19 protein-coding genes are annotated in these 19,903 nt (G+C 40.3%); 12 read left to right on the top strand and 7 right to left on the bottom strand.

Annotated features, from left to right (window positions below; genetic code table 11):
- Window positions 1-148: 148 nt before the first annotated feature.
- The 10 genes from VCASEI_RS06170 to gspS2 all read left to right on the top strand — a co-directional run bounded on the left by VCASEI_RS06170 (window position 149) and on the right by gspS2 (window position 9,012).
- Complete coding sequence (locus VCASEI_RS06170; protein WP_086958228.1) at window positions 149-1,786, top strand: anthranilate synthase component 1; 1,638 nt, start codon at window positions 149-151, stop codon at window positions 1,784-1,786.
- 10 nt (window positions 1,787-1,796) lie between these two features.
- Window positions 1,797-2,378: an aminodeoxychorismate/anthranilate synthase component II gene (locus VCASEI_RS06165; RefSeq protein WP_086958226.1), complete on the top strand. Its 582-nt coding sequence runs from the start codon at window positions 1,797-1,799 to the stop codon at window positions 2,376-2,378.
- A gap of 47 nt (window positions 2,379-2,425) precedes the next feature.
- Window positions 2,426-3,424, top strand: coding sequence for an anthranilate phosphoribosyltransferase (gene trpD / locus VCASEI_RS06160; protein ID WP_086958224.1), 999 nt, complete (start codon window positions 2,426-2,428; stop codon window positions 3,422-3,424).
- Window positions 3,425-3,472: 48 nt separating this feature from the next.
- The gene (gene trpCF, locus VCASEI_RS06155) at window positions 3,473-4,876 is read left to right on the top strand and encodes a bifunctional indole-3-glycerol-phosphate synthase TrpC/phosphoribosylanthranilate isomerase TrpF (RefSeq protein ID WP_086958221.1); all 1,404 of its coding nucleotides are present in this window, start codon (window positions 3,473-3,475) and stop codon (window positions 4,874-4,876) included.
- Window positions 4,877-4,946: 70 nt separating this feature from the next.
- Window positions 4,947-6,137, top strand: a complete 1,191-nt coding sequence (trpB, locus tag VCASEI_RS06150; protein ID WP_086958219.1) for a tryptophan synthase subunit beta — start codon at window positions 4,947-4,949, stop codon at window positions 6,135-6,137.
- On the top strand, window positions 6,137-6,970 hold the full coding sequence (gene trpA, locus VCASEI_RS06145; protein ID WP_089110926.1) for a tryptophan synthase subunit alpha: 834 nt from the start codon (window positions 6,137-6,139) through the stop codon (window positions 6,968-6,970). The genes trpB and trpA overlap by 1 nt, the downstream gene beginning before the upstream one ends.
- A 173-nt stretch (window positions 6,971-7,143) precedes the next feature.
- A complete protein-coding gene (locus tag VCASEI_RS06140; protein WP_086958215.1) occupies window positions 7,144-7,683 on the top strand; it encodes a septation protein A in 540 nt (179 codons plus the stop codon).
- Between the two features lie 101 nt (window positions 7,684-7,784).
- Window positions 7,785-8,183: an acyl-CoA thioester hydrolase YciA gene (yciA, locus tag VCASEI_RS06135; protein ID WP_086958213.1), complete on the top strand. Its 399-nt coding sequence runs from the start codon at window positions 7,785-7,787 to the stop codon at window positions 8,181-8,183.
- Between the two features lie 138 nt (window positions 8,184-8,321).
- Entirely contained in the window at window positions 8,322-8,621 is a 300-nt protein-coding gene (locus VCASEI_RS06130) for a YciI family protein (protein WP_086958211.1), read from the top strand.
- Window positions 8,622-8,628: 7 nt separating this feature from the next.
- Complete coding sequence (gene gspS2, locus VCASEI_RS06125; protein WP_162621030.1) at window positions 8,629-9,012, top strand: type II secretion system pilot lipoprotein GspS-beta; 384 nt, start codon at window positions 8,629-8,631, stop codon at window positions 9,010-9,012.
- 163 nt (window positions 9,013-9,175) lie between these two features.
- Here the strand turns inward: gspS2 and VCASEI_RS06120 are convergent, their stop codons facing one another.
- The 4 genes from VCASEI_RS06120 to VCASEI_RS06105 form a co-directional block, all read right to left on the bottom strand.
- Complete coding sequence (locus VCASEI_RS06120) at window positions 9,176-9,385, bottom strand: hypothetical protein (protein ID WP_086958207.1); 210 nt, start codon at window positions 9,383-9,385, stop codon at window positions 9,176-9,178.
- 225 nt (window positions 9,386-9,610) lie between these two features.
- Window positions 9,611-10,549 (bottom strand): class I SAM-dependent methyltransferase, encoded by a 939-nt coding sequence (locus VCASEI_RS06115; protein WP_086958205.1) that lies wholly within the window; start codon window positions 10,547-10,549, stop codon window positions 9,611-9,613.
- 25 nt (window positions 10,550-10,574) lie between these two features.
- Window positions 10,575-11,282, bottom strand: a complete 708-nt coding sequence (locus VCASEI_RS06110; RefSeq protein ID WP_086958203.1) for a TIGR01621 family pseudouridine synthase — start codon at window positions 11,280-11,282, stop codon at window positions 10,575-10,577.
- Window positions 11,283-11,446: 164 nt separating this feature from the next.
- Window positions 11,447-12,787, bottom strand: coding sequence for a sodium-dependent transporter (locus VCASEI_RS06105; protein WP_086958201.1), 1,341 nt, complete (start codon window positions 12,785-12,787; stop codon window positions 11,447-11,449).
- A 421-nt stretch (window positions 12,788-13,208) separates the two neighbouring features.
- On the opposite strand from VCASEI_RS06105, the gene cls reads away from it, so the two are divergent.
- Both cls and VCASEI_RS06095 read left to right on the top strand, forming a co-directional pair.
- Window positions 13,209-14,663 carry a cardiolipin synthase gene (gene cls, locus VCASEI_RS06100; RefSeq protein WP_089110925.1) on the top strand — a complete coding sequence of 485 codons (1,455 nt, stop codon included), beginning with the start codon at window positions 13,209-13,211 and terminating at the stop codon, window positions 14,661-14,663.
- Between the two features lie 57 nt (window positions 14,664-14,720).
- The gene (locus tag VCASEI_RS06095; protein WP_086958197.1) at window positions 14,721-15,911 is read left to right on the top strand and encodes a cystathionine beta-lyase; all 1,191 of its coding nucleotides are present in this window, start codon (window positions 14,721-14,723) and stop codon (window positions 15,909-15,911) included.
- 149 nt (window positions 15,912-16,060) lie between these two features.
- Here VCASEI_RS06095 and VCASEI_RS06090 read toward each other — a convergent pair whose 3' ends face one another.
- The 3 genes from VCASEI_RS06090 to VCASEI_RS06080 all read right to left on the bottom strand — a co-directional run bounded on the left by VCASEI_RS06090 (window position 16,061) and on the right by VCASEI_RS06080 (window position 19,863).
- On the bottom strand, window positions 16,061-16,867 hold the full coding sequence (locus tag VCASEI_RS06090; protein WP_086958195.1) for a siderophore-interacting protein: 807 nt from the start codon (window positions 16,865-16,867) through the stop codon (window positions 16,061-16,063).
- Entirely contained in the window at window positions 16,864-17,604 is a 741-nt protein-coding gene (locus VCASEI_RS06085) for a recombinase family protein (protein WP_089110924.1), read from the bottom strand. The genes VCASEI_RS06090 and VCASEI_RS06085 overlap by 4 nt, the downstream gene beginning before the upstream one ends.
- A 210-nt stretch (window positions 17,605-17,814) precedes the next feature.
- Window positions 17,815-19,863: a BCCT family transporter gene (locus tag VCASEI_RS06080; RefSeq protein WP_086958192.1), complete on the bottom strand. Its 2,049-nt coding sequence runs from the start codon at window positions 19,861-19,863 to the stop codon at window positions 17,815-17,817.
- Between the last annotated feature and the right edge of the window lie 40 nt (window positions 19,864-19,903).

The raw sequence follows: 19,903 nt of genomic DNA, 5'->3' as shown, positions 1-19,903 counted from the left end.
TGCATACGCTAAGACATCTAAAAAATGCATTGGGCATCATTAAAGTTTATGTAATTATCAAAAAATTAATGTGATGATGAAAAATTAACGATATCAAGCGGCCTGTAAAAGAAAATGGGATTAGAATCAAAAACTTAAAGGGAGTCTTATGAATAAGGCAGCAAAGATTCATCAAGATAATATTAGCCACAAGCACCCAATTGAGCTATTTCAAATAGCAACACCTTACTTGGAAGATCCAACCCAAGTATTCAATTCACTGTGCGTCAATGAGAACTCACTTGAAACACAAAATAGTCTGTTATTAGAAAGTGCAGAAATCACTTCTAAAGAAAACCTCAAAAGCCTGTTACTCATTGATGCGGCTGTACGTATTGAATGCCGCGGACATCAAGTCACAATGACAGCGAAAACACTGAACGGACAAAACTTACTGCAAGCGGTAAAATCTAATGTCACCAACGATGTTTTAGTTAACGTAACGGATCGCACGTTAACCCTACAGTTTGAGCCTCTAAGTGATGAAATCGATGAAGATTCACGTTTACGCCAATCTTCAAGCTTTGATGCATTACGTGTAGTTCAACATAGCTTCGATTTAGAGCAATTGAAAGACGTCTCAGGTATCAATGAAAAGTTCGCGATTTTTATTGGTGGCTTATTTGCTTACGACCTAGTCGCTAACTTTGAAAATCTTGGTCCAGCAAACAGTATTGATCATTGCCCTGACTATGTGTTTTATGTTGCAGAAACCCTAATGGTATTTGATCACCAAACCAAACAATGCCATGTACAGGCAAGCGCATTCAATAGCACAAATACGATTAATGCCAAACTGCAGCAACGTTTATCTTCTATTGCCGAACATTGCACCGATGTTGCACCATTACCACAAGCAACTGAAGTCGACGACATGCGCGTCCAGACCAACATCAATGATAACGATTTTTGCCAAATTGTTCGTGATTTAAAAGAATTTGTAGTGAAAGGCGATGTTTTCCAAGTTGTGCCATCTCGTCGCTTTACATTGCCATGCCCCTCACCTTTAGCGGCTTACAAAGCCTTAAAACAAAGTAATCCTAGCCCATACATGTTTTATATGAAAGATGAGCTATTTACACTATTTGGCGCCTCACCTGAAAGTGCATTGAAATATGATGCCGACAACGAGCAAATTGAAATCTACCCCATCGCAGGCACACGTCGTCGCGGTAAAAATACAGATGGTTCAATCAACTTTGATTTAGATAGTCGTATTGAGTTGGAACTTCGCAACGATAAGAAAGAAAATGCCGAGCATATGATGTTAGTTGATTTAGCGCGTAACGATGTTGCCCGTATTGCCACAGCAGGATCTCGTCATGTTGCCGATTTATTAAAAGTTGACCGTTATAGTCATGTTATGCATTTAGTGTCTCGTGTTGTCGGTGAATTACGCCATGACTTGGATGCTCTACACGCATACCAAGCATGCATGAATATGGGAACGTTAACGGGCGCACCTAAAATTCGCGCAATGCAACTGATCCGCGATGTTGAACAACAACGCCGCGGCACTTATGGCGGCGCTGTTGGTTATTTAACAGGTGAAGGCGACCTCGATACCTGTATCGTAATTCGTTCTGCTTATGTAGAAAATGGCATAGCGCATGTTCAAGCGGGTGCTGGCGTTGTATTTGATTCAGACCCTCAATCCGAAGCAGATGAGACTCGTGGCAAGGCCCAAGCATGTATTAGTGCTATTCAATTGGCTCATCAAATTCGTTCTGCTCACAACCAAGGCTAAGGTGAACATCATGGCTAATATTATATTCGTCGATAACTTTGACTCTTTCACCTACAACCTTGTTGATCAATTTCGCAGCTTAGGCCATAACGTCACCATTTATCGTAACCATATTGCAGCAGAAACAATTGAAAAAGCTGTTCGTCAACTCGAAAACCCGATCGTTGTACTGTCACCGGGTCCTGGAGAACCATCTAAAGCTGGTTGTATGCCCGAGCTCATTCAACGCTTGAAAGGCCACATTCCCATGATTGGTATTTGCTTAGGCCACCAAGCCATTGTTGAAGCGTACGGGGGTAAAGTAGCTGGAGCCGGGGAAATCATACATGGGAAAGTATCCATGATGGTGCATGGTAACCACCCAACTTACCAACATTTACCTTCACCATTTGCTATCGCTCGTTACCACTCTTTAGTCGCTACAAGAGTGAGCGATACATTAACGATCACGGCTGAAGTCGATGGATTGGTCATGTCGGTTGTTGAAGAAAATCACAAAGTATGCGGATTCCAATTTCATCCTGAATCCATCATGACCACATACGGAGCGACTTTACTTGAAAACACCATTAATTGGGCGTTAGAGAAATAAACAGAATAAGTGCAAAAGCCAAAAAATTAGAATTTAAGGATAATAGTATGCAACACATCATGGATAAGCTGTACGAACAGCAAGACTTAACCAAACCAGAAAGCCACCAGTTATTTGATAGCATTATCAAAGGTGACATGAACCCTATTTTACTCGGCGCCGCACTAACGGCATTAAAAATTAAAGGTGAAACGCCAGATGAAATCGCAGGTGCAGCTGAAGCACTTCTTGCCAATGCTTCACCGTTTCCAAGCATTGATTACGACTTTGCCGATATCGTCGGTACCGGTGGCGATGGTTCAAATACCATTAATATCTCGACCACCGCAGCATTTGTAGCCGCAGCTTGCGGTGTGAAAATAGCCAAACACGGCAACCGTGGTGTTTCCAGCAAATCAGGATCATCGGACTTACTAGATTCTTTTGGTATTAACTTATCCATGAGCCCTGAAGACACCAAAAAAGCCGTCGATGACATTGGCGTCGCTTTTCTATTTGCCCCGCAGTATCACGGGGGAGTTCGCCATGCTATGCCCGTGCGACAAGCCATGAAAACTCGTACTATTTTTAATTTACTAGGCCCTCTCATTAATCCAGCGAGGCCAACCATCGAATTAATGGGAGTCTATGATGAATCATTGGTTCACCCTATTGCCCAAACAATGGCCAAAATGGGCTTAAAGCGGGCGGCGGTTGTTCATGGTAGTGGTTTAGATGAAGTAGCCATCCATGGTTCAACATTGGTCAATGAGATTATCAATGGTGAAATTAAAGAATACATATTAACGCCTGAAGATTTTGGGGTAAAAACCCACCCACTCGATGCAATTAAAGGTGGCGATCCAGAAGAAAACCGTGCCATTATCACTAAAATACTTAATGGTGAAGGAACGGAAGCTCAAGTTTCCGCAGTGGCGGTTAATGTTGCATTACTGCTCCGTTTATTTGGTCAAGACGATTTAAAAGCCAATACCCAACAAGCCATTGAAGCCATGAATTCAGGCAAAGCCTACCAGCTTGTGACTCAGTTAGCAGCTCGTGGCTAACCCTTGTGCTTACTCAGCTTTAGCTATAAAGAATTTTAGGAGAGAAACGTGGAAACTGTACTAGCGAAAATTGTTGCCGATAAGCGCATTTGGGTTGCAGCGCGAAAAATGCAACAACCGCTTGAAAGCTTTAAAAATGAATTAACGCCAAGCGATCGCAATTTCTACCAAGCATTAAATACGGGAAAAACTGAGTTTATTTTAGAGTGTAAGAAAGCGTCGCCTTCTAAAGGACTAATCCGTGATGATTTTGATTTGGACTACATTGCGTCAGTTTATGCCAAGCATGCGAGTGCCATTTCAGTATTAACCGACGAAAAATATTTCCAAGGGAATTATAACTTTCTACCTCAGGTCCGTAATCATGTTACGCAACCGGTGCTCTGCAAAGACTTCATGATAGATGAATATCAAATTTATCTCGCTCGCCATTACCAAGCGGATGCTATTTTATTAATGTTATCGATTCTAAATGATGAAGAGTATCGCCACCTTGCTGAAGTAGCAACGAGCCTTAACCTTGGTTATTTAACCGAAGTCAGTAACGAAGAAGAGTTAGAACGCGCTATCGCTTTAAAAGCGCCGATTGTTGGAATCAACAATCGCAATTTACGCGACTTATCAATCACTTTAGAGCGTACGAAAGAACTAGCACCTCGCCTACCAAAGGGAACCATTGTTATTTCGGAATCAGGTATCCACAATCATCAGCAAGTCAAAGAGTTATCAAAATTTGCCAATGGATTTTTAATTGGCAGTTCATTAATGTCTGAAGATAACCTTGAAATTGCTGTTCGCCGAGTATTACTTGGTGAAAATAAAGTATGTGGCCTTACCCATCCTGATGATGCCAACCTTGTTTACCAAGCGGGTAGTGTTTATGGTGGTCTTATTTTCGCGAAAGGTTCAAAACGCCGTATTGATATTGAAAGTGCACGTTTAATCATGAGTGGTGCTCCTCTTCATTATGTTGGTGTTTTCCAAAACCAACCTATGGATGAGGTGGCTCAAACAGCCAATCAACTAGGATTAGCCGCCGTACAATTGCATGGAGCCGAGAGCCAAGCTGATGTCACTAAACTTCGCACCTTACTACCCAAAAGTGTCAAAATTTGGAAAGCGTATGGCGTAAACGACACACTTCCCTCGTTACTTGAAAAGCATGTCGATAAACATTTATTGGATGCGCAAGTTGGAAGTCAATCAGGAGGAACTGGAATGAGTTTTGATTGGGCACTATTAGGAGAATATTCAAACAACGGGACTGGCAACACTTCAACCAGCCACCGTAAAAACATTATGATTGCTGGCGGCTTATCACCAAATAATGTTGAAGAAGCGGGTCAACTTGGCTGTATTGGTTTGGATTTCAACTCTGGCGTTGAAATTGAACCGGGCAAAAAAGACCCACAAAAACTACAAGCAGCATTTACTGCATTAAGAAATTATTAAGTCACCGATTCACTTATTGATAAAAAGTTGTTAATAACTCGCTCGTTGACAGTTAAAAGGATTATATTTTATGGCTAAGTTAGATGCCTATTTTGGTGAGTATGGTGGTCAGTATGTACCACAAATTTTAGTTCCAGCGCTAGATCAGTTAGAACAAGCCTTCATTGATGCGCAAGAAGATCCTGAGTTCCAAGCAGAATTCATGGGTTTACTGCAAGAATATGCCGGTCGTCCAACCGCTTTAACCCTTTGTCGTAATATGACAAAAGGTACAAAAACGAAACTGTATCTAAAACGTGAAGATCTACTTCACGGTGGCGCACACAAAACCAACCAAGTGCTTGGGCAAGCATTACTTGCTAAACGTATGGGTAAGAAAGAGATCATTGCTGAAACAGGCGCTGGCCAACATGGTGTTGCAACCGCACTTGCTTGTGCTCTACTTGATTTAAAGTGCCGTGTTTACATGGGGGCAAAAGATGTTGAACGTCAAAGCCCGAACGTCTTCCGTATGAAACTAATGGGCGCAGAAGTCATCCCTGTACATTCTGGCTCTGCCACCTTAAAAGATGCTTGTAATGAAGCGTTGCGTGACTGGTCTGCCACTTACGAAGACGCACACTACCTTCTTGGTACTGCTGCAGGCCCTCACCCATTCCCAACAATTGTACGTGAATTCCAACGTATTATTGGGGAAGAGACGAAAAATCAAATTCTGGCTCGTGAAGGTCGTCTCCCTGATTCTATTATTGCTTGTGTCGGCGGTGGTTCAAATGCTATCGGTATTTTTGCAGACTTCATTCCCGATGAAGAGGTCGCATTGATTGGCGTAGAGCCAGCAGGGCTAGGTATTGATACCGACCAACATGGCGCACCACTCAAACACGGTAAAACAGGTATTTTCTTCGGAATGAAATCGCCCTTAATGCAAGATAAGCATGGACAAGTTGAGGAGTCTTATTCGGTATCTGCCGGCTTAGATTTCCCATCAGTTGGGCCGCAACATGCTCACCTAAACGCCACAGGCCGTGCGCAATATGTTTCTATTACGGACGATGAAGCTTTAGATGCCTTCCAGAACCTAGCCTCACATGAAGGTATTATTCCAGCTTTAGAATCATCACATGCCTTAGCTTACGCTCTTAAAATGGCCTATGACGATCCAGAAAAAGAGCAATTACTGGTGGTTAACCTATCAGGGCGTGGCGATAAAGACATCTTTACCGTCCATAAGTTACTTGAAGAAAGAGGAGCGTTGTAATGCCGGATAATCAATTAAAAGATGGCGCTAATCGCTACGAAACTCTGTTTACTGACCTAAACGCAAAAAGTGAAGGCGCCTTCGTTCCTTTTGTCACGATTGGCGATCCTAACCCGACTCTATCTTTAGATATTATGCGCACCTTAGTGAAAGCAGGAGCAGATGCATTAGAGTTAGGACTTCCCTTTTCCGACCCACTGGCCGATGGCCCTACAATTCAAGGCGCCAACATCCGTGCACTAGATTCAGGTACGACACCAGATATATGCTTTGATTTGATCAGCCAAATTCGAGCTGAATACCCACAGTTGCCAATCGGCTTATTGGTGTACGCTAACTTAGTATTTGCTCGTGGCATTGATGATTTTTACGCTCGTTGCCAAAAATCAGGGGTCGATTCGGTACTTATCGCGGATGTCCCTACAGGAGAAAGTACACCTTTTAACCAATCCGCAAAAGCACATGGGGTTCATCCTATTTTTATCGCACCGCCAACTGCCAATAATGAGACTCTCAGTAATGTTGCTCGATTAGGTGGTGGATACACTTACTTACTCTCTCGTTCTGGCGTAACGGGTGCAGAAACCAAAGCAAACATGCCTGTTCATGCTTTACTTGATCGCCTAAATCAATACAATGCTCCACCGGCATTATTAGGTTTTGGAATCTCAGAACCAAGCCAAGTAGCGGAAGCTATTCACGCTGGTGCCGCAGGTGCTATTTCTGGCTCAGCCGTGGTCAAGATTATTGAAAACCATCAATCTCAACCAGAAGTTATGCTAGAAAAATTGCATGACTTTGTACATGCGATGAAAGAAGCAACACAAAAGTAGGCATTTCATGCTGAATTACATATTAAGGGACGATTATCGTCCCTTTTTTGTAGCAAAGTATCTCTAAACGGTTTTCATTCTGGTTTAAATGGTTAGACTTAACTTTTTATTGATATCCCAATACCATTTTTTTTTGTGAAGATATCCATCATTAACAACGGTAAAACTACAACATGAAGCAAATTATTGATTTTATCCCACTGGTCATTTTCTTTTTCCTTTATAAAAGCTATGACATCTATGTCGCAACCGGTGCGTTAATTGTAGCAACCGCCATCCAAGTCACTGTAACTTATTTCCTTTATAAAAAAGTTGAGAAAATGCAAATTATCACCTTTGCGATGGTCGCAATTTTTGGTGGCATGACTCTTTTCTTTCATGATGATAATTTCATAAAATGGAAAGTCACTATCATTTATGCACTTTTCTCTATTGGGCTATTAGTGTCTGATTTCATGGGAAAACCTGTCATCAAAGGGATGTTAAGTAAAGAACTCACCCTTCCTGAATTTGTTTGGAAACGTATCAATATTGCATGGGTTATTTTCTTTGCTCTTTGTGCAGCTATCAATATCTATGTGGCTTACAATCTACCGTTAGATGTGTGGGTTAACTTTAAAGTATTTGGTTTATTAATTGCCACTTTTGCATTCACTCTTTTAAGCGGTGTTTATATCTACAAATACATGCCAAAAGAAAACAAAGAAAAATAAATTGAACATTATCTCGCCATTCAACTGGTGAGACATTCTATTATGAGTCCATTACTGTCATAATTTATTTCAGTAATGGATTTTTTTATTTAGGATAGCTTATGAGCTCACACATTGAAGCCCCTCGTGGGTCAATGATTCTCCGCACTCTCGCCATGCCGGCAGACACCAATGCTAATGGTGATATCTTTGGTGGATGGATCATGTCCCAACTCGATTTAGCGGGAGCGATTCTCGCCAAAGAGATTTCCAATAGCCGTGTCGTCACGGTATCGGTTTCAAGTATTACTTTTAAGCAACCAGTCAAAGTCGGTGATGTTGTTTGTTGTTATGGCGAATGCATCAAAATTGGCCGTACATCAATGTCTATTTCTTTAGAAGTTTGGGTTAAATCAGTTAGTATGGATGGCGTGGGCGAGAAGAATAAAGTATGTGAGGCCACGTTTAACTATGTTGCTATCGACAGTGAAGGCCTACCTAGACCTGTAAAATCAAACTAACCGTTTACAGAATGTAGTGTGCTCTATAACGCATAATATGGTTACCTTTAAAGCATTTATAGCGAAAAGGTAGCCATCGTTTTTTCAGCAGCGTATATTACTTTTTATCAGAGATTCATACATAAAGGATTATTTACCATGTGGTACGTTATTTTTTCTCAAGATGTAGAAAACTCACTTGAAAAGCGCATGAGCGTTCGTGAAAAACACTTAGCACGTTTACATGCACTACAAGATGAAGGGCGTTTAATGGTTGCAGGACCAATGCCAGCAATTGATTCAGAAAACCCGGGTGAGGCTGGATTCACAGGTTCAACAGTAATTGCACAATTTAACTCTTTAGAAGAAGCTAAAGCTTGGGCAGACCAAGATCCTTATATTGCAGCGGGTGTATACGAGAATGTTATTGTTAAACCCTTTAAGAAAGTTCTTCCATAGGACATTTATGAAATTTAAAACTCCCATTTTGGCATTCATTACCTCAACAATCTTACTCGGGTGTGCAAGCCATGATGAAGTGGCTATGATGGCCGACCATCGTGCGAGCGTTATCGAATCTGGATTACCCTACAAACTTGGTCCTCTTAATGTCATGAGCGCTAAATCCGATGGCCACATGGTTAACCTTCTCATGATTTATAATAGTTCCGGCACTATTTCGCCTGAAAAGTTAGTCAATGCCAGTACAACTGTTTACTGTAAAGATAATGAAGTAAGAGCAATTCTAAACAAAGGCGTGACTTATCATCTAATGGTGCGCAGTGAGCGAGGAAAGATGCTCGTTGAAGAATTCATTAATGAAGAGACTTGCTCAAAATTTGACGATTAAACAGAACTTCATATTCACTCTGTTATCATCAAAAATCACAAAATAAAAAACGGCCTGTTAAGTATGAAATAACAGGCCGTTTTTTTATTTATCTTATTTAAAATTTAGTCTTAAAATATCAACCGAACTCACTGACCGATCAGGATATTAGTATCATTGATATTTATATATCATGCGTAAAATCTACCAACATCGGTACTACATACGTCCAAAATGCATAACCGCCGGCCACAATCAATACAATCCAAAACACAAAACCAAACAGTTTTGATATGACTTGACGGTTAAATGGATCTGGCTCTCCACACCCTGGACACGATACCGCCCTTTTAGATATTTGCTTTTCACATGTTGGACACGATACTAATGGCATAGTTTATCTTCCTTTAATTTGAATAGCCTGTAACGTATATAAATATATAACATACAAAAACTTCCAATGAAAATTAAAATATTAATGACTATCAGTAAATTACAGCGACATTTCTAATTATCGAGTTAATAGTTTTAACCCAATCACGCATTCAAAAATTACGGTCAGTATATTTTTGTCGATACCGATCCCGAACTACAAACCAACTCCGGATTATTTTTTGTATCAACGTAATTCAAATACTAATGCCTTTAAACTCGCTTGCTCATCAATATCAGCAAACTCTTCGGGGTTATCCAAGCGTTCGATAAATATAAGTTCTGGCGCCTCTTCATTCATAGAAATGGTTAAAAAATCTGGACTAACCGCTGGTGAATTCACACACGCCAAGACTTCACCACCTTCACTTAATAAACTAGGCAAACGACGCAGAATTTTTTTATAGTCCTTCGTTAAGGCAAAACTTCCCTTTTGGAAAGAAGGTGGATCAATCACAATCAAGTCATAAGGACCAAACTTAGTAATTTTCCCCCAAGAACGGAAAATATCATGCCCCATAAACGTCACGGTTGATAAATCATGATCATTTAGCCTATGATTATCACGGCCACGACTGAGTGCCCCTCTTGCCATATCAACGTTAACAACGCTTTTGGCACCACCAGCAATCGCAGCAACAGAAAACCCACAAGTATAAGAGAACAAATTCAATATATTCTTATTTTTGGCACGTTTTTTTATCCACTGGCGTCCATGACGCATATCGAGAAAAATACCCATATTCTGGTTCTTACCTAAAACAAGTTGGTATTTTAAGTCGTCTTCAACACCAATCACTTCCTCTGCAATATCACCAGTAATAATATCGAATGGAGCGCCATACTCATAACGATGCTGAAGCCCTATACCTTTACCAGAAGCTTGAGACCAGACCTCTTCATATGAAAAGTCCACCAATTGTTGTTTAAGCGTATCTAAAAAAGCATCATCAACAGGCTTAAATAACGTCACAATCAAATTTTCAGCAACCCAATCAACGGTAATCTGCTCTAAACCAGGCCATTTTTGTCCACGGCCATGAAATAAACGACGCATTTCACTTTGATATTCAGGTAATGTTTTTCGAAGGTGTTGGAACAATAATGGTAGTTCACTGATTAACATAATGAGATCACTTTTATAATAAATGTTATTTGATGGTTGGCCACGTTAAACTAAAAGGAGAGGACCAATAATCAATGGCCTTTTTGACACTTTTACTTCTCCATTTTTCACCCATACTAGAAAACGTATTTGGATCGCAAATAAATTCAAAATCATTATTCGCATATTGAAAAGACAAAGCAAAAGCATGTAGATAACCGCGGTCAGCAAGGCTACTCGGAGTGTAAATATCATCGCCAACAATCGATGAGCCAATCGAATTTAAAGCCACTCTTATTTGGTGAGTCTTTCCCGTATGAGGCTTGCATAAAAAAACTCGTTGGCCTTCTTCGCCCGCCATCGAAAAAAATTGGGTTTTGGCTGGGTTATTAAGTGATTTAAGTAGCTTCCAACTAGAACGACGTGAACGTTCCATATCACCACAAACTAAGCCTTGCTTCTTCTTCGGCTTTTTTACACCAATGGCTAAATAAAATTTACTTACCAGTCGTTGTGAAAATAATTGCGATAATTCGCTTGCCGCTTGTTGATGTTTAGCAAGCAGTAAAAGGCCCGATGTCATTTTATCCAAACGATGTACTAAATAGAGTTTTTGTGCGCTCAATAATGAATCACTAAGTACTTTGGTTAACTCTATCAATAATGATGTTTCTCCATCATCTTTATGCACACTGACATTAGGATGTTTGTTGATCACAACAAAATTAGCATCTTGATAAATAATATCGAACATTAAGGTCCACTGTATTGTCTCTCCAAAGCGTCACTTTAATTGGAGAATATAAAACTAAAAAATTAGCTGTACAGTATACCGTGTATTGCGTCGCCTTGCTTCAAGCAAACGTAAAAAAGCCCCGTATAAACGAGGCTCTATGTATACCCATCAAGGATTATAAGTTAAATCGTCGCCCAAAATACCAAGCCCATAAGAATTGGGCATACATAGCGCAGATAATTTGGCCATACTTTCCAAAAAAAGCTATTGTCGATGTCAGGGTTACCTTGACGAATTTCCTCTAACAACTTAGCTCTATTCCAAACCCAGCCAGCACAAATTGCCCACACTAATCCTAAAACAGGTTGTAGATATACCGTTGAAACCGTGATGAAAAAACCAAACAGAGTAGCAAAGTTATAAACAATCAAGGTAACCAACGCTAGAGCAAGCCCACCAATCCACCATACGGCTAAAGAACGTTTATTACCAAGCTCTTCAATAGCACAAGATACTGGTACCTCTAGCATAGAAATAGAAGACGTGAGCGCGGCTATCAACATCAATGCAAAAAATAAAATGCTAACGGCGATACCAGTAGTTCCCATACTATCGAACATCGCAGGAAGTACGGTAAAAACTAACGTATCGGAGTTCAGTAGCTGACCCGCTTCATCGTAAATTTGCACACCGTGTTTTTGCGCCACAAACATGGCGGGTAAAATTAATAAGCCCGCCCCAAATGCTATCCCAGTATCAATCGCGGCCACTTGAGCAGCCGTTTTCGGTATGTTGACATCTTTTGGTAAATACGAACCGTAAACCATCATAACGGTGACACCCAATGACAATGAAAAGAATGCTTGCCCCATCGCCCCTATAACCAAATCTGGACTGAAATGCGAAAAATCAGGGACAAGATACATTTTGAGCCCTTCAATAGCACCATCTTGCATCATGATATAAAAAATCATAATGACAAACAAACCAACGAGAAGTGGCATTAAACGTGAAGACCAACGCTCTATACCATCAGTCACTCCTTTCATAACAACTTTCATCGTTAATGCAATAAATACGAAGGCTAAAAACAGATTACGCTCAGTACTAAAGCTTTCTAACCAATGTGCTGTAGAATGCAAGCCTATCAAATCTAAAATAGGGCTGACTAAATAACCAACGAGCCATCCGGCAATGATCGAATAAAAACTTAAAATCATTAGAGCCGTGAGTAAACCTAAAAGCCCAAAAGCGACTGGGATTTTGCTCGATTTTGGCCAAATACTGGCTATCGAACGTAGTGGATTAGCTTGTCCATAACGACCTATGGTCAATTCGGCTATCAACATAGGCAGTGCAAGAACAACCACCATTGCTAAATAAACAAATAAAAAAACCGCACCACCATTACTGGCCGCTTGTGTTGGGAAACCCCAAACATTTCCTAAACCAACAGCAGAACCTGCTGCTGCCATGATGAAACCCAATTTAGAGCTGAATTGAGCTCTTGAAGCTGAAGCCATAATATTTTCCGAACCTAGTATTGCAGAGACCTACCTGCATTTATGTACACCCAAAACACCACTGTAAACTTTTAATTACATAGTGACTCCTGGGTATTTTTAATTTAGGGTTGCAAGTAAAGCAGCTTATGTGGTGGATTTAAAGCTAAACCGACATAAAAGTTAGACTTAGCCAGTTTCATGGTTATAAATCAAACAAAAAATCACTGAGAAAGAATATTGGTTCATAATTGCGTGACATTTTTAGCATCACCCTAATCATCAATTCATTCCGTCATTCTACTCTATCAATAGCAGATGACAGAGGTTCATCAGCTTTCGTGTATGCACCTCTCTTAATACTTACACATTTATTATTCAAAACTGCGCACGTTCAGTGTTAGTATCAAAGCTTATCGGGTTGATGATTTCAAAGGAATAAATGGAAAAGCTCTATCAAATTCTCGCTTTAGCTGGCGTCATTGGTTACTGGTTGTTGGTTGCCTCTGTCACTATTCGTGTTGTGATTAAACGACGTGCAGTGAGTGTTTCTCTTGCTTGGCTAATGATCATCTATATCATTCCATTTGTTGGAGTATTGTTATATTTCTTATTTGGTGAGCTTAATCTTGGACGCAAACGTGCTGAACGCTCACAAAAAATGTTTAAGCCTTATGGTGAATGGTTTACTCAATTGCATGAATGCCAAGCTCATCAACCAACATTACTGAATATTCAACTCTCACAAATTCATGATTTGTGCAGTAATCGTACCGCTATTCCTGCCTTATGCGGTAATACCCTTTCTTTACAAGATACCCCTGAAAAAATTCTGCGTTCCATCATCGACGACATCGAAAGTGCAAAAGATAATATCCGTATTGAATTTTATATTTGGCAAAATGGCGGTTTGGTTGATGCCGTAAACAGTGCCTTAATACAAGCTGCAAAACGTGGTGTGAACATTCAAATATTGATCGATTCAGCCGGAAGTCCTAAATTTTTCCGGAGTCATTGGTATGGATTAATGAAAGAGTCTGGCATTAAGATAATACAAGCACTCGAAGTGAATGCGTTTCGTATGTTTTTCCGCCGATTAGATTTACGCTTGCATCGAAAAATCATCACGATAGATGACGAAGTCGCCTACACCGGATCAATGAATATGGTTGACCCTCTGTATTTCAAGCAAGATTCTGGCGTAGGTCAATGGATCGATATTATGGTGCGTGTCACCGGCCCAACAGTTAATATATTAGCTGCCATCCATGCTTGGGATTGGGAGGTGGAAACCGGTGAACGTAACTTACCAAGTTTTCCTCTTTGTAGTATTGAACCCAATGGTGCATTACATCCGATTCAAGTGGTTCCATCTGGGCCGGGAATGCCGGAGAACCTTATTCAACAAGTCCTCACATTAGCCATTAATCAAGCAAAAGAATCCGTACGAATCACAACGCCCTATTTTGTCCCGAGCGATAATTTGCTTCAAGTATTAAAAATGACCGCTCAACGTGGTGTTCTTGTTGAATTAATCATCCCTAGAAAAAATGACTCCTTATTGGTGAATTGGGCGTCTAAATCATTTTTTAGCGAGCTCCTTGATGCTGGTGTCAGAATCTACCAATTTGATGGCGGACTTCTTCATACCAAATCTGTCGTTATCGATCAGCAATATTGTTTAATTGGTAGCGTAAACCTAGATATGCGAAGCTTATGGCTTAATTTTGAATTAACCCTAGCCGTCGATGATAAGGAGTTCACCAAAGAGCTTTATTGGGTTCAAGACCGATATTTATCTCAATCTATTTCAATATCACCAAGCGAATGGGAGCAACGAAATTTTACTCATCGTATGTTAGAACGTGGATTTTATTTATTTAATCCGTTGCTCTAAATCTCAACTTTAGCTTCATTATCGAGTGATGGAGTACGACAGAAATAAGGATGTAGAATGTCAAAAAAATTTGAAACCACATTGATCACCGCCGGACGTAATAAAAAATGGACTCATGGCGTTGTGAACCCACCCGTACAACGTGCTTCTACTATTGTATTTGATACCGTTGCTGAAAAAAATGCTGCCACGATGAAGCGCCAGGGGCACACTTTATTTTACGGTCGCCGTGGTACTGAAACCCATTTTGCCTTCCAAGAAGCAATGGTCGAAATTGAAGGGGGTGCAGGTTGCGCCCTTTATCCTTGTGGCGCTGCAGCGATTACAAATTCAATCTTGTCTTTCGTTGAGCATGGCGATCACGTTTTAATGGTTGATAGCTGCTATGAGCCAACCCGTGATTTCTGCAATATCATTCTCAAAAAAATGGGGATTGAAACCACGTATTACGAACCAAGTATCGGTGAAGGGATTCGCGATCTCATTCGTCCAAATACTAAGATTCTATTTACTGAATCTCCGGGTTCTTACACCATGGAAGTGCAAGATGTACCAACATTATCTCGCATTGCACATGAACACGATATCATTGTGATGCTCGACAATACTTGGGCCGCTGGCGTGAACTTTTCACCCTTTGAGCACGGTGTCGATATTTCAATTCAAGCAGCCACTAAATACATCGTTGGTCACTCAGATGTCATGCTAGGCACTGCAGTTGCCAATGAAAAATACTGGCCTCAATTACGTGAGCAAAGTTACTTACTTGGTCAATGCGTCTCTCCGGATGATGCTTATACTGGTTTACGCGGTCTACGCACACTCAGCGTTCGCCTAAAGCAACATGAACAAAACAGCTTAGCAATTGCAAAATGGCTTGAAACTCGTCCTGAAGTAGACCATGTCCGCCACCCAGCATTACCATCGTGCCCAGGGCATGAGTTTTTTTTACGTGATTTCACCGGCTCAAATGGCTTATTTTCCTTCGTAATGAAAACCAGTAATAAGCACGCTACAACAGCATTACTTGATACCGTTCATCATTTCAGTATGGGGTATTCTTGGGGTGGGTATGAAAGTCTAATTCTTGCTAATGAGCCACGCAGTTTCGATACGATGCGTACTGTTTCTAACCCTAATTTTGAAGGGACACTAGTTCGACTCCATATTGGTTTAGAAAATGTCGATGATTTAATCGCTGATTTAGAGCGTGGCTTTGAAGCGTATAATGCCACATTGAATGGATAACGAAAAAACGCTTTATCTTATAATAAATCAGCGAGTGTTAAACTCGCTGTTTTATTATTGTTTAGCTTTGCTCAACAATTGTAAAAAGTTATTCATCAAAAAACCAAATCGAAGCGAACAACACTAATATTGTCGGTATAAAATGCCTTTTAAAAGGCTTCACTATCTGCGTCTTCTCGCTTAATGATTTTATGCCCATCTTCTGTCACACCTTGTTTCCAGTAACTACTGAAGTAACTTTTACTTCGTTGTATGGCATCGTTATCATTAAAGTAAGTACGAATCGCTTTCATCGCAGTAAACTCACACGCACACCAAATAGCTACATCTTGGCGATCAATAACCAAATTAGTAACCGCTTCAGCCAGTTGCATTGGCACATTACCAAACACAGTATGCAATGTCATACCATCGGGTAAAGTCCAATTTGGCAAATCTTTTTGTGACGTTATTTGCACAAACACGTCGCCAACGGCCTCTTTATCTAACATTGCAATTTTAGCGCTCACTGCGGGAATAGCAGTCATGTCAGCAATTAAGATGCACCGGTTCGCATTAAAATCAATATTTTGACTATTACCGGGGCCACCAATGTATATAAGATCTCCTACTGATGCTTGCGTAGCCCAAGAAATGGCATATCCACCACTTTCCCTATCAATATTAGAGCAAAGCTCAGCATTCACTTCATGTTTAACAAAATCGACACTAATTTCACCTTTATCAATATTTAATTCACTAATCGTATAAGTCCTCATAACAGGACGTTCGCCTTCTGCCATGTTACTTATATCAGTGTGTCCATCTGGGTGAAACATTAATTTAATGTAGCCGCCAAGATCGGTAGTCTGTAATTCTTTAAGGTCGTCACCTTGTAAAACAATACGCTGCATATTCGGAGTAAGTGATAACGTTGCGATCACAGCAGCACTTTTCAGTTTACGATTCGGCTTCATTTACATTCCTTATATTTTTTACTTGCTTCTAGAGCAGAAATTTTTCGCGTAACTTGTTCAAGTTCAGTCTGTCGAATGTGATGAGTATGGCGGTCATGTCTTCTATCTCTTTTACGATGGGAGATCTCCATGCTGCTTATTTCTGCTTTACGCTGTAACTTCGATTTCACACGTTTCACTGTCGAAATACTGGATCCCGTTTCATCGGCTATTGCTTGCAAAGTGCGATCAGTTAAAAGTAATTTGGCAATACTTTTATGAAGCTCATGGTTTGCACGCCTTCCACGGAATTTATCGTCCCACTCCCCTTTATTGTCTTTCAATTTACGACGACCAAGTTCTGCCGCCATTAAACGCTGAAAAGTTTCAATTTCTTCATAACCTTTAATTAAACGTAAAAGCGCATCCGTTTGATCATCATTTGGTTTAAAACAAAGATTTTGATGGTGAGTTTTAACGGTAATACCTTTAGATAATAAGTCGGTAATCACATCATAAGCGAGCTTGAAGCCCAGCCCAAAATCAGTCATCCACCAAATAAGCAATGTATCTCCAGTATTGATCTGTGAGATAGCCAATTGAAACTGAGGCCTTTCGTCCAAAGGCACATGGCCTCTTACTCCCTTTTCAATAAATAATAATTTTTGAGTTATATTTTTCATCGCCTCAATACGATGATCTATATCTTCTATTTTAGGTGAAACCCGTAGATACCCGATAACTTTAGGATGTGGCATGAAAACTCCTTCCCCTTCAACACTAGCTCATTTGGTGTTTAGCTCAAATAATGATGAGCCAGAGTGGCTCACAAGTCAACATCAAACACCAAATGAGCCATTATGATTTCTTTAAATCTAAAAAAACCCCACTATCTCTAGTGAGGCTTATTCTCGTAAATACTTAAAAACAACAAGCGAGTTTTCATCGCGAGTTGATAGATATCGTTTTTATGTATCCGATTTTTCAGGCAGCGCATCATCGTCGTGTTCTTCCATATTCCAAGGAAGAATACCCGGAGAAATATGCACAAAATGCAAATAACGTTCGAACTGATTCAAAATGTCATTGATAATGTCTTGAGGCTCATAGTTGTAAACATCATAAGCTTGACCACCACGACGTAAAAAAACCTCAGCACGATAATAATATTCGTCTTGCAGTTCATCACCATCTTCATTAGCCGCAAACTCTGGTATTTCATAAGCACGCAAACGAATTTCGTAGATGAACTCAACTTGCCCTTCTTTATAAACTTCAAAATGAGCGCGGCATTGTTCTTCATCAAAAGTCACCTCAGCTTCCCAATCTTGAGCTTCCAATTCTTCTTCCACTTTACGCATACTATTTAATGCCGTAATACGAATAAAGTTATCAACAGAATCACGTGATGGGAAATCGACTAAATTGGCTAAACGCTTCTTCCACAAGCCTTTCCCTGTAGGACTAGTCGATTGCTGCATTTGTCTATATTGCTGTTGGCTATCTTCATGATGCCCTTCAATACGCAATGCTTTGATCATACCTACCATCGCAATAAGCATGATAATCGCAAATGGTAAAGCACTGACAACACTCGCGGTCTGTAAAGCACCTAAACCACCAGCTAATAACAGCACTGAAGCGACAACCCCTTCTGTTGCTACCCAGAAAGTACGTTGCCAAATTGGCGTTTCTTGTACCCCACCAGAGGCTAAAGAGTCGATAACCAATGAGCCTGAATCGGATGACGTCACAAAGAAAGTAATAATTAAAATAACCGTAATAAACGAAATAATCGATGTCATAGGCAGACGTTCAAACAATTTGAACAAAGCAATAGCATTATTATTTTGAACTTCTTGAATGATATGGTGATAACCATCGGTCATGATCATATGTAACGCCGTATCACCAAACACTGAAAACCAAAGGAAAGTGAAGATCGTTGGTACGACCATAACACCCACTACGAACTGGCGAATAGTTCTCCCACGGCTAATTTTTGCAATAAACAAACCAACAAACGGTGCCCATGCAATAGTCCAACCAAAGATGAACAGTGTCCAGTTACCAATCCAATCGCTTGATACGTATGCTTGTAGATTAAAGGTACGCTCAACAATGTTACTTAAATAGCTACCTGTATTTTGCATAAAGGTGTTTAAGATAAACAGAGTTGGACCGGCGATAAACACAAATATCATCAATAAAAGAGCAAGTGCGATATTCAGTAGAGATAAGTTTTTCACCCCTTTATCCATACCTGCTAATACTGAAACCAACGCACATAAAGTGATCAAGGTAATCGCAATAATTTGTACGGTGCTATTAATTGGAATTTCAGGCCATAAATAATTTAAGCCAGTGTTGATTTGTGTTACCGATAAACCTAGCGTGGTGGCAATACCAAACAAAGTCCCGAGAATCGCAAAAGTATCAACAGTATGACCAATTGGACCATGAATTTTATCGCCAATTAGAGGATAAAGTGTCGAGCGCATAGAAAGTGGTAAACCATGGCGAAAAGCGAAGTAAGCAAGTGACAGCCCCACTAAACCATAAATCGCCCAAATGTGAAAACCCCAGTGAAAAAACGCAATTTGCATCGCTTGACGAGCAGCATCGATAGTTTCTGGTGTTGCGGTTGGCGGTGATGCGTAATGCAATACTGGCTCGGCCACACCGAAGAAAAGCAATGCGATACCATAACCTGCAGAAAATAACATCGCGAACCACTCTACGAAGCTATATTCTGGCTCAGAGTGATCGGGACCGAGTTTTATCTCGCCCCATTTACTGATCGCGACCGTTACGATAAAGACCAAAAAAATGGCAACCGCAAGCATATAAAACCAACCAAAATTAGTAGTAACATCGGCAAGCAAGTCAGAAAAGAAAATGCCGGCTCGCTCAGGGTTAGATATAGTTCCAATCACTACTAAAGCAATAACAATAACGGCGGGAATAAAAACGGGAATTAAAACCGTTGAAGCCGGTTTATCCGATTTAACATCCATGTATTTCTCCTATTTTATAAAAACATTTATCATTTATGAA

It is taken from the genome of Vibrio casei (genome assembly GCF_002218025.2).
GTDB lineage: Bacteria > Pseudomonadota > Gammaproteobacteria > Enterobacterales > Vibrionaceae > Vibrio > Vibrio casei.
This window is presented reverse-complemented; position numbering and strand designations above follow the sequence as displayed.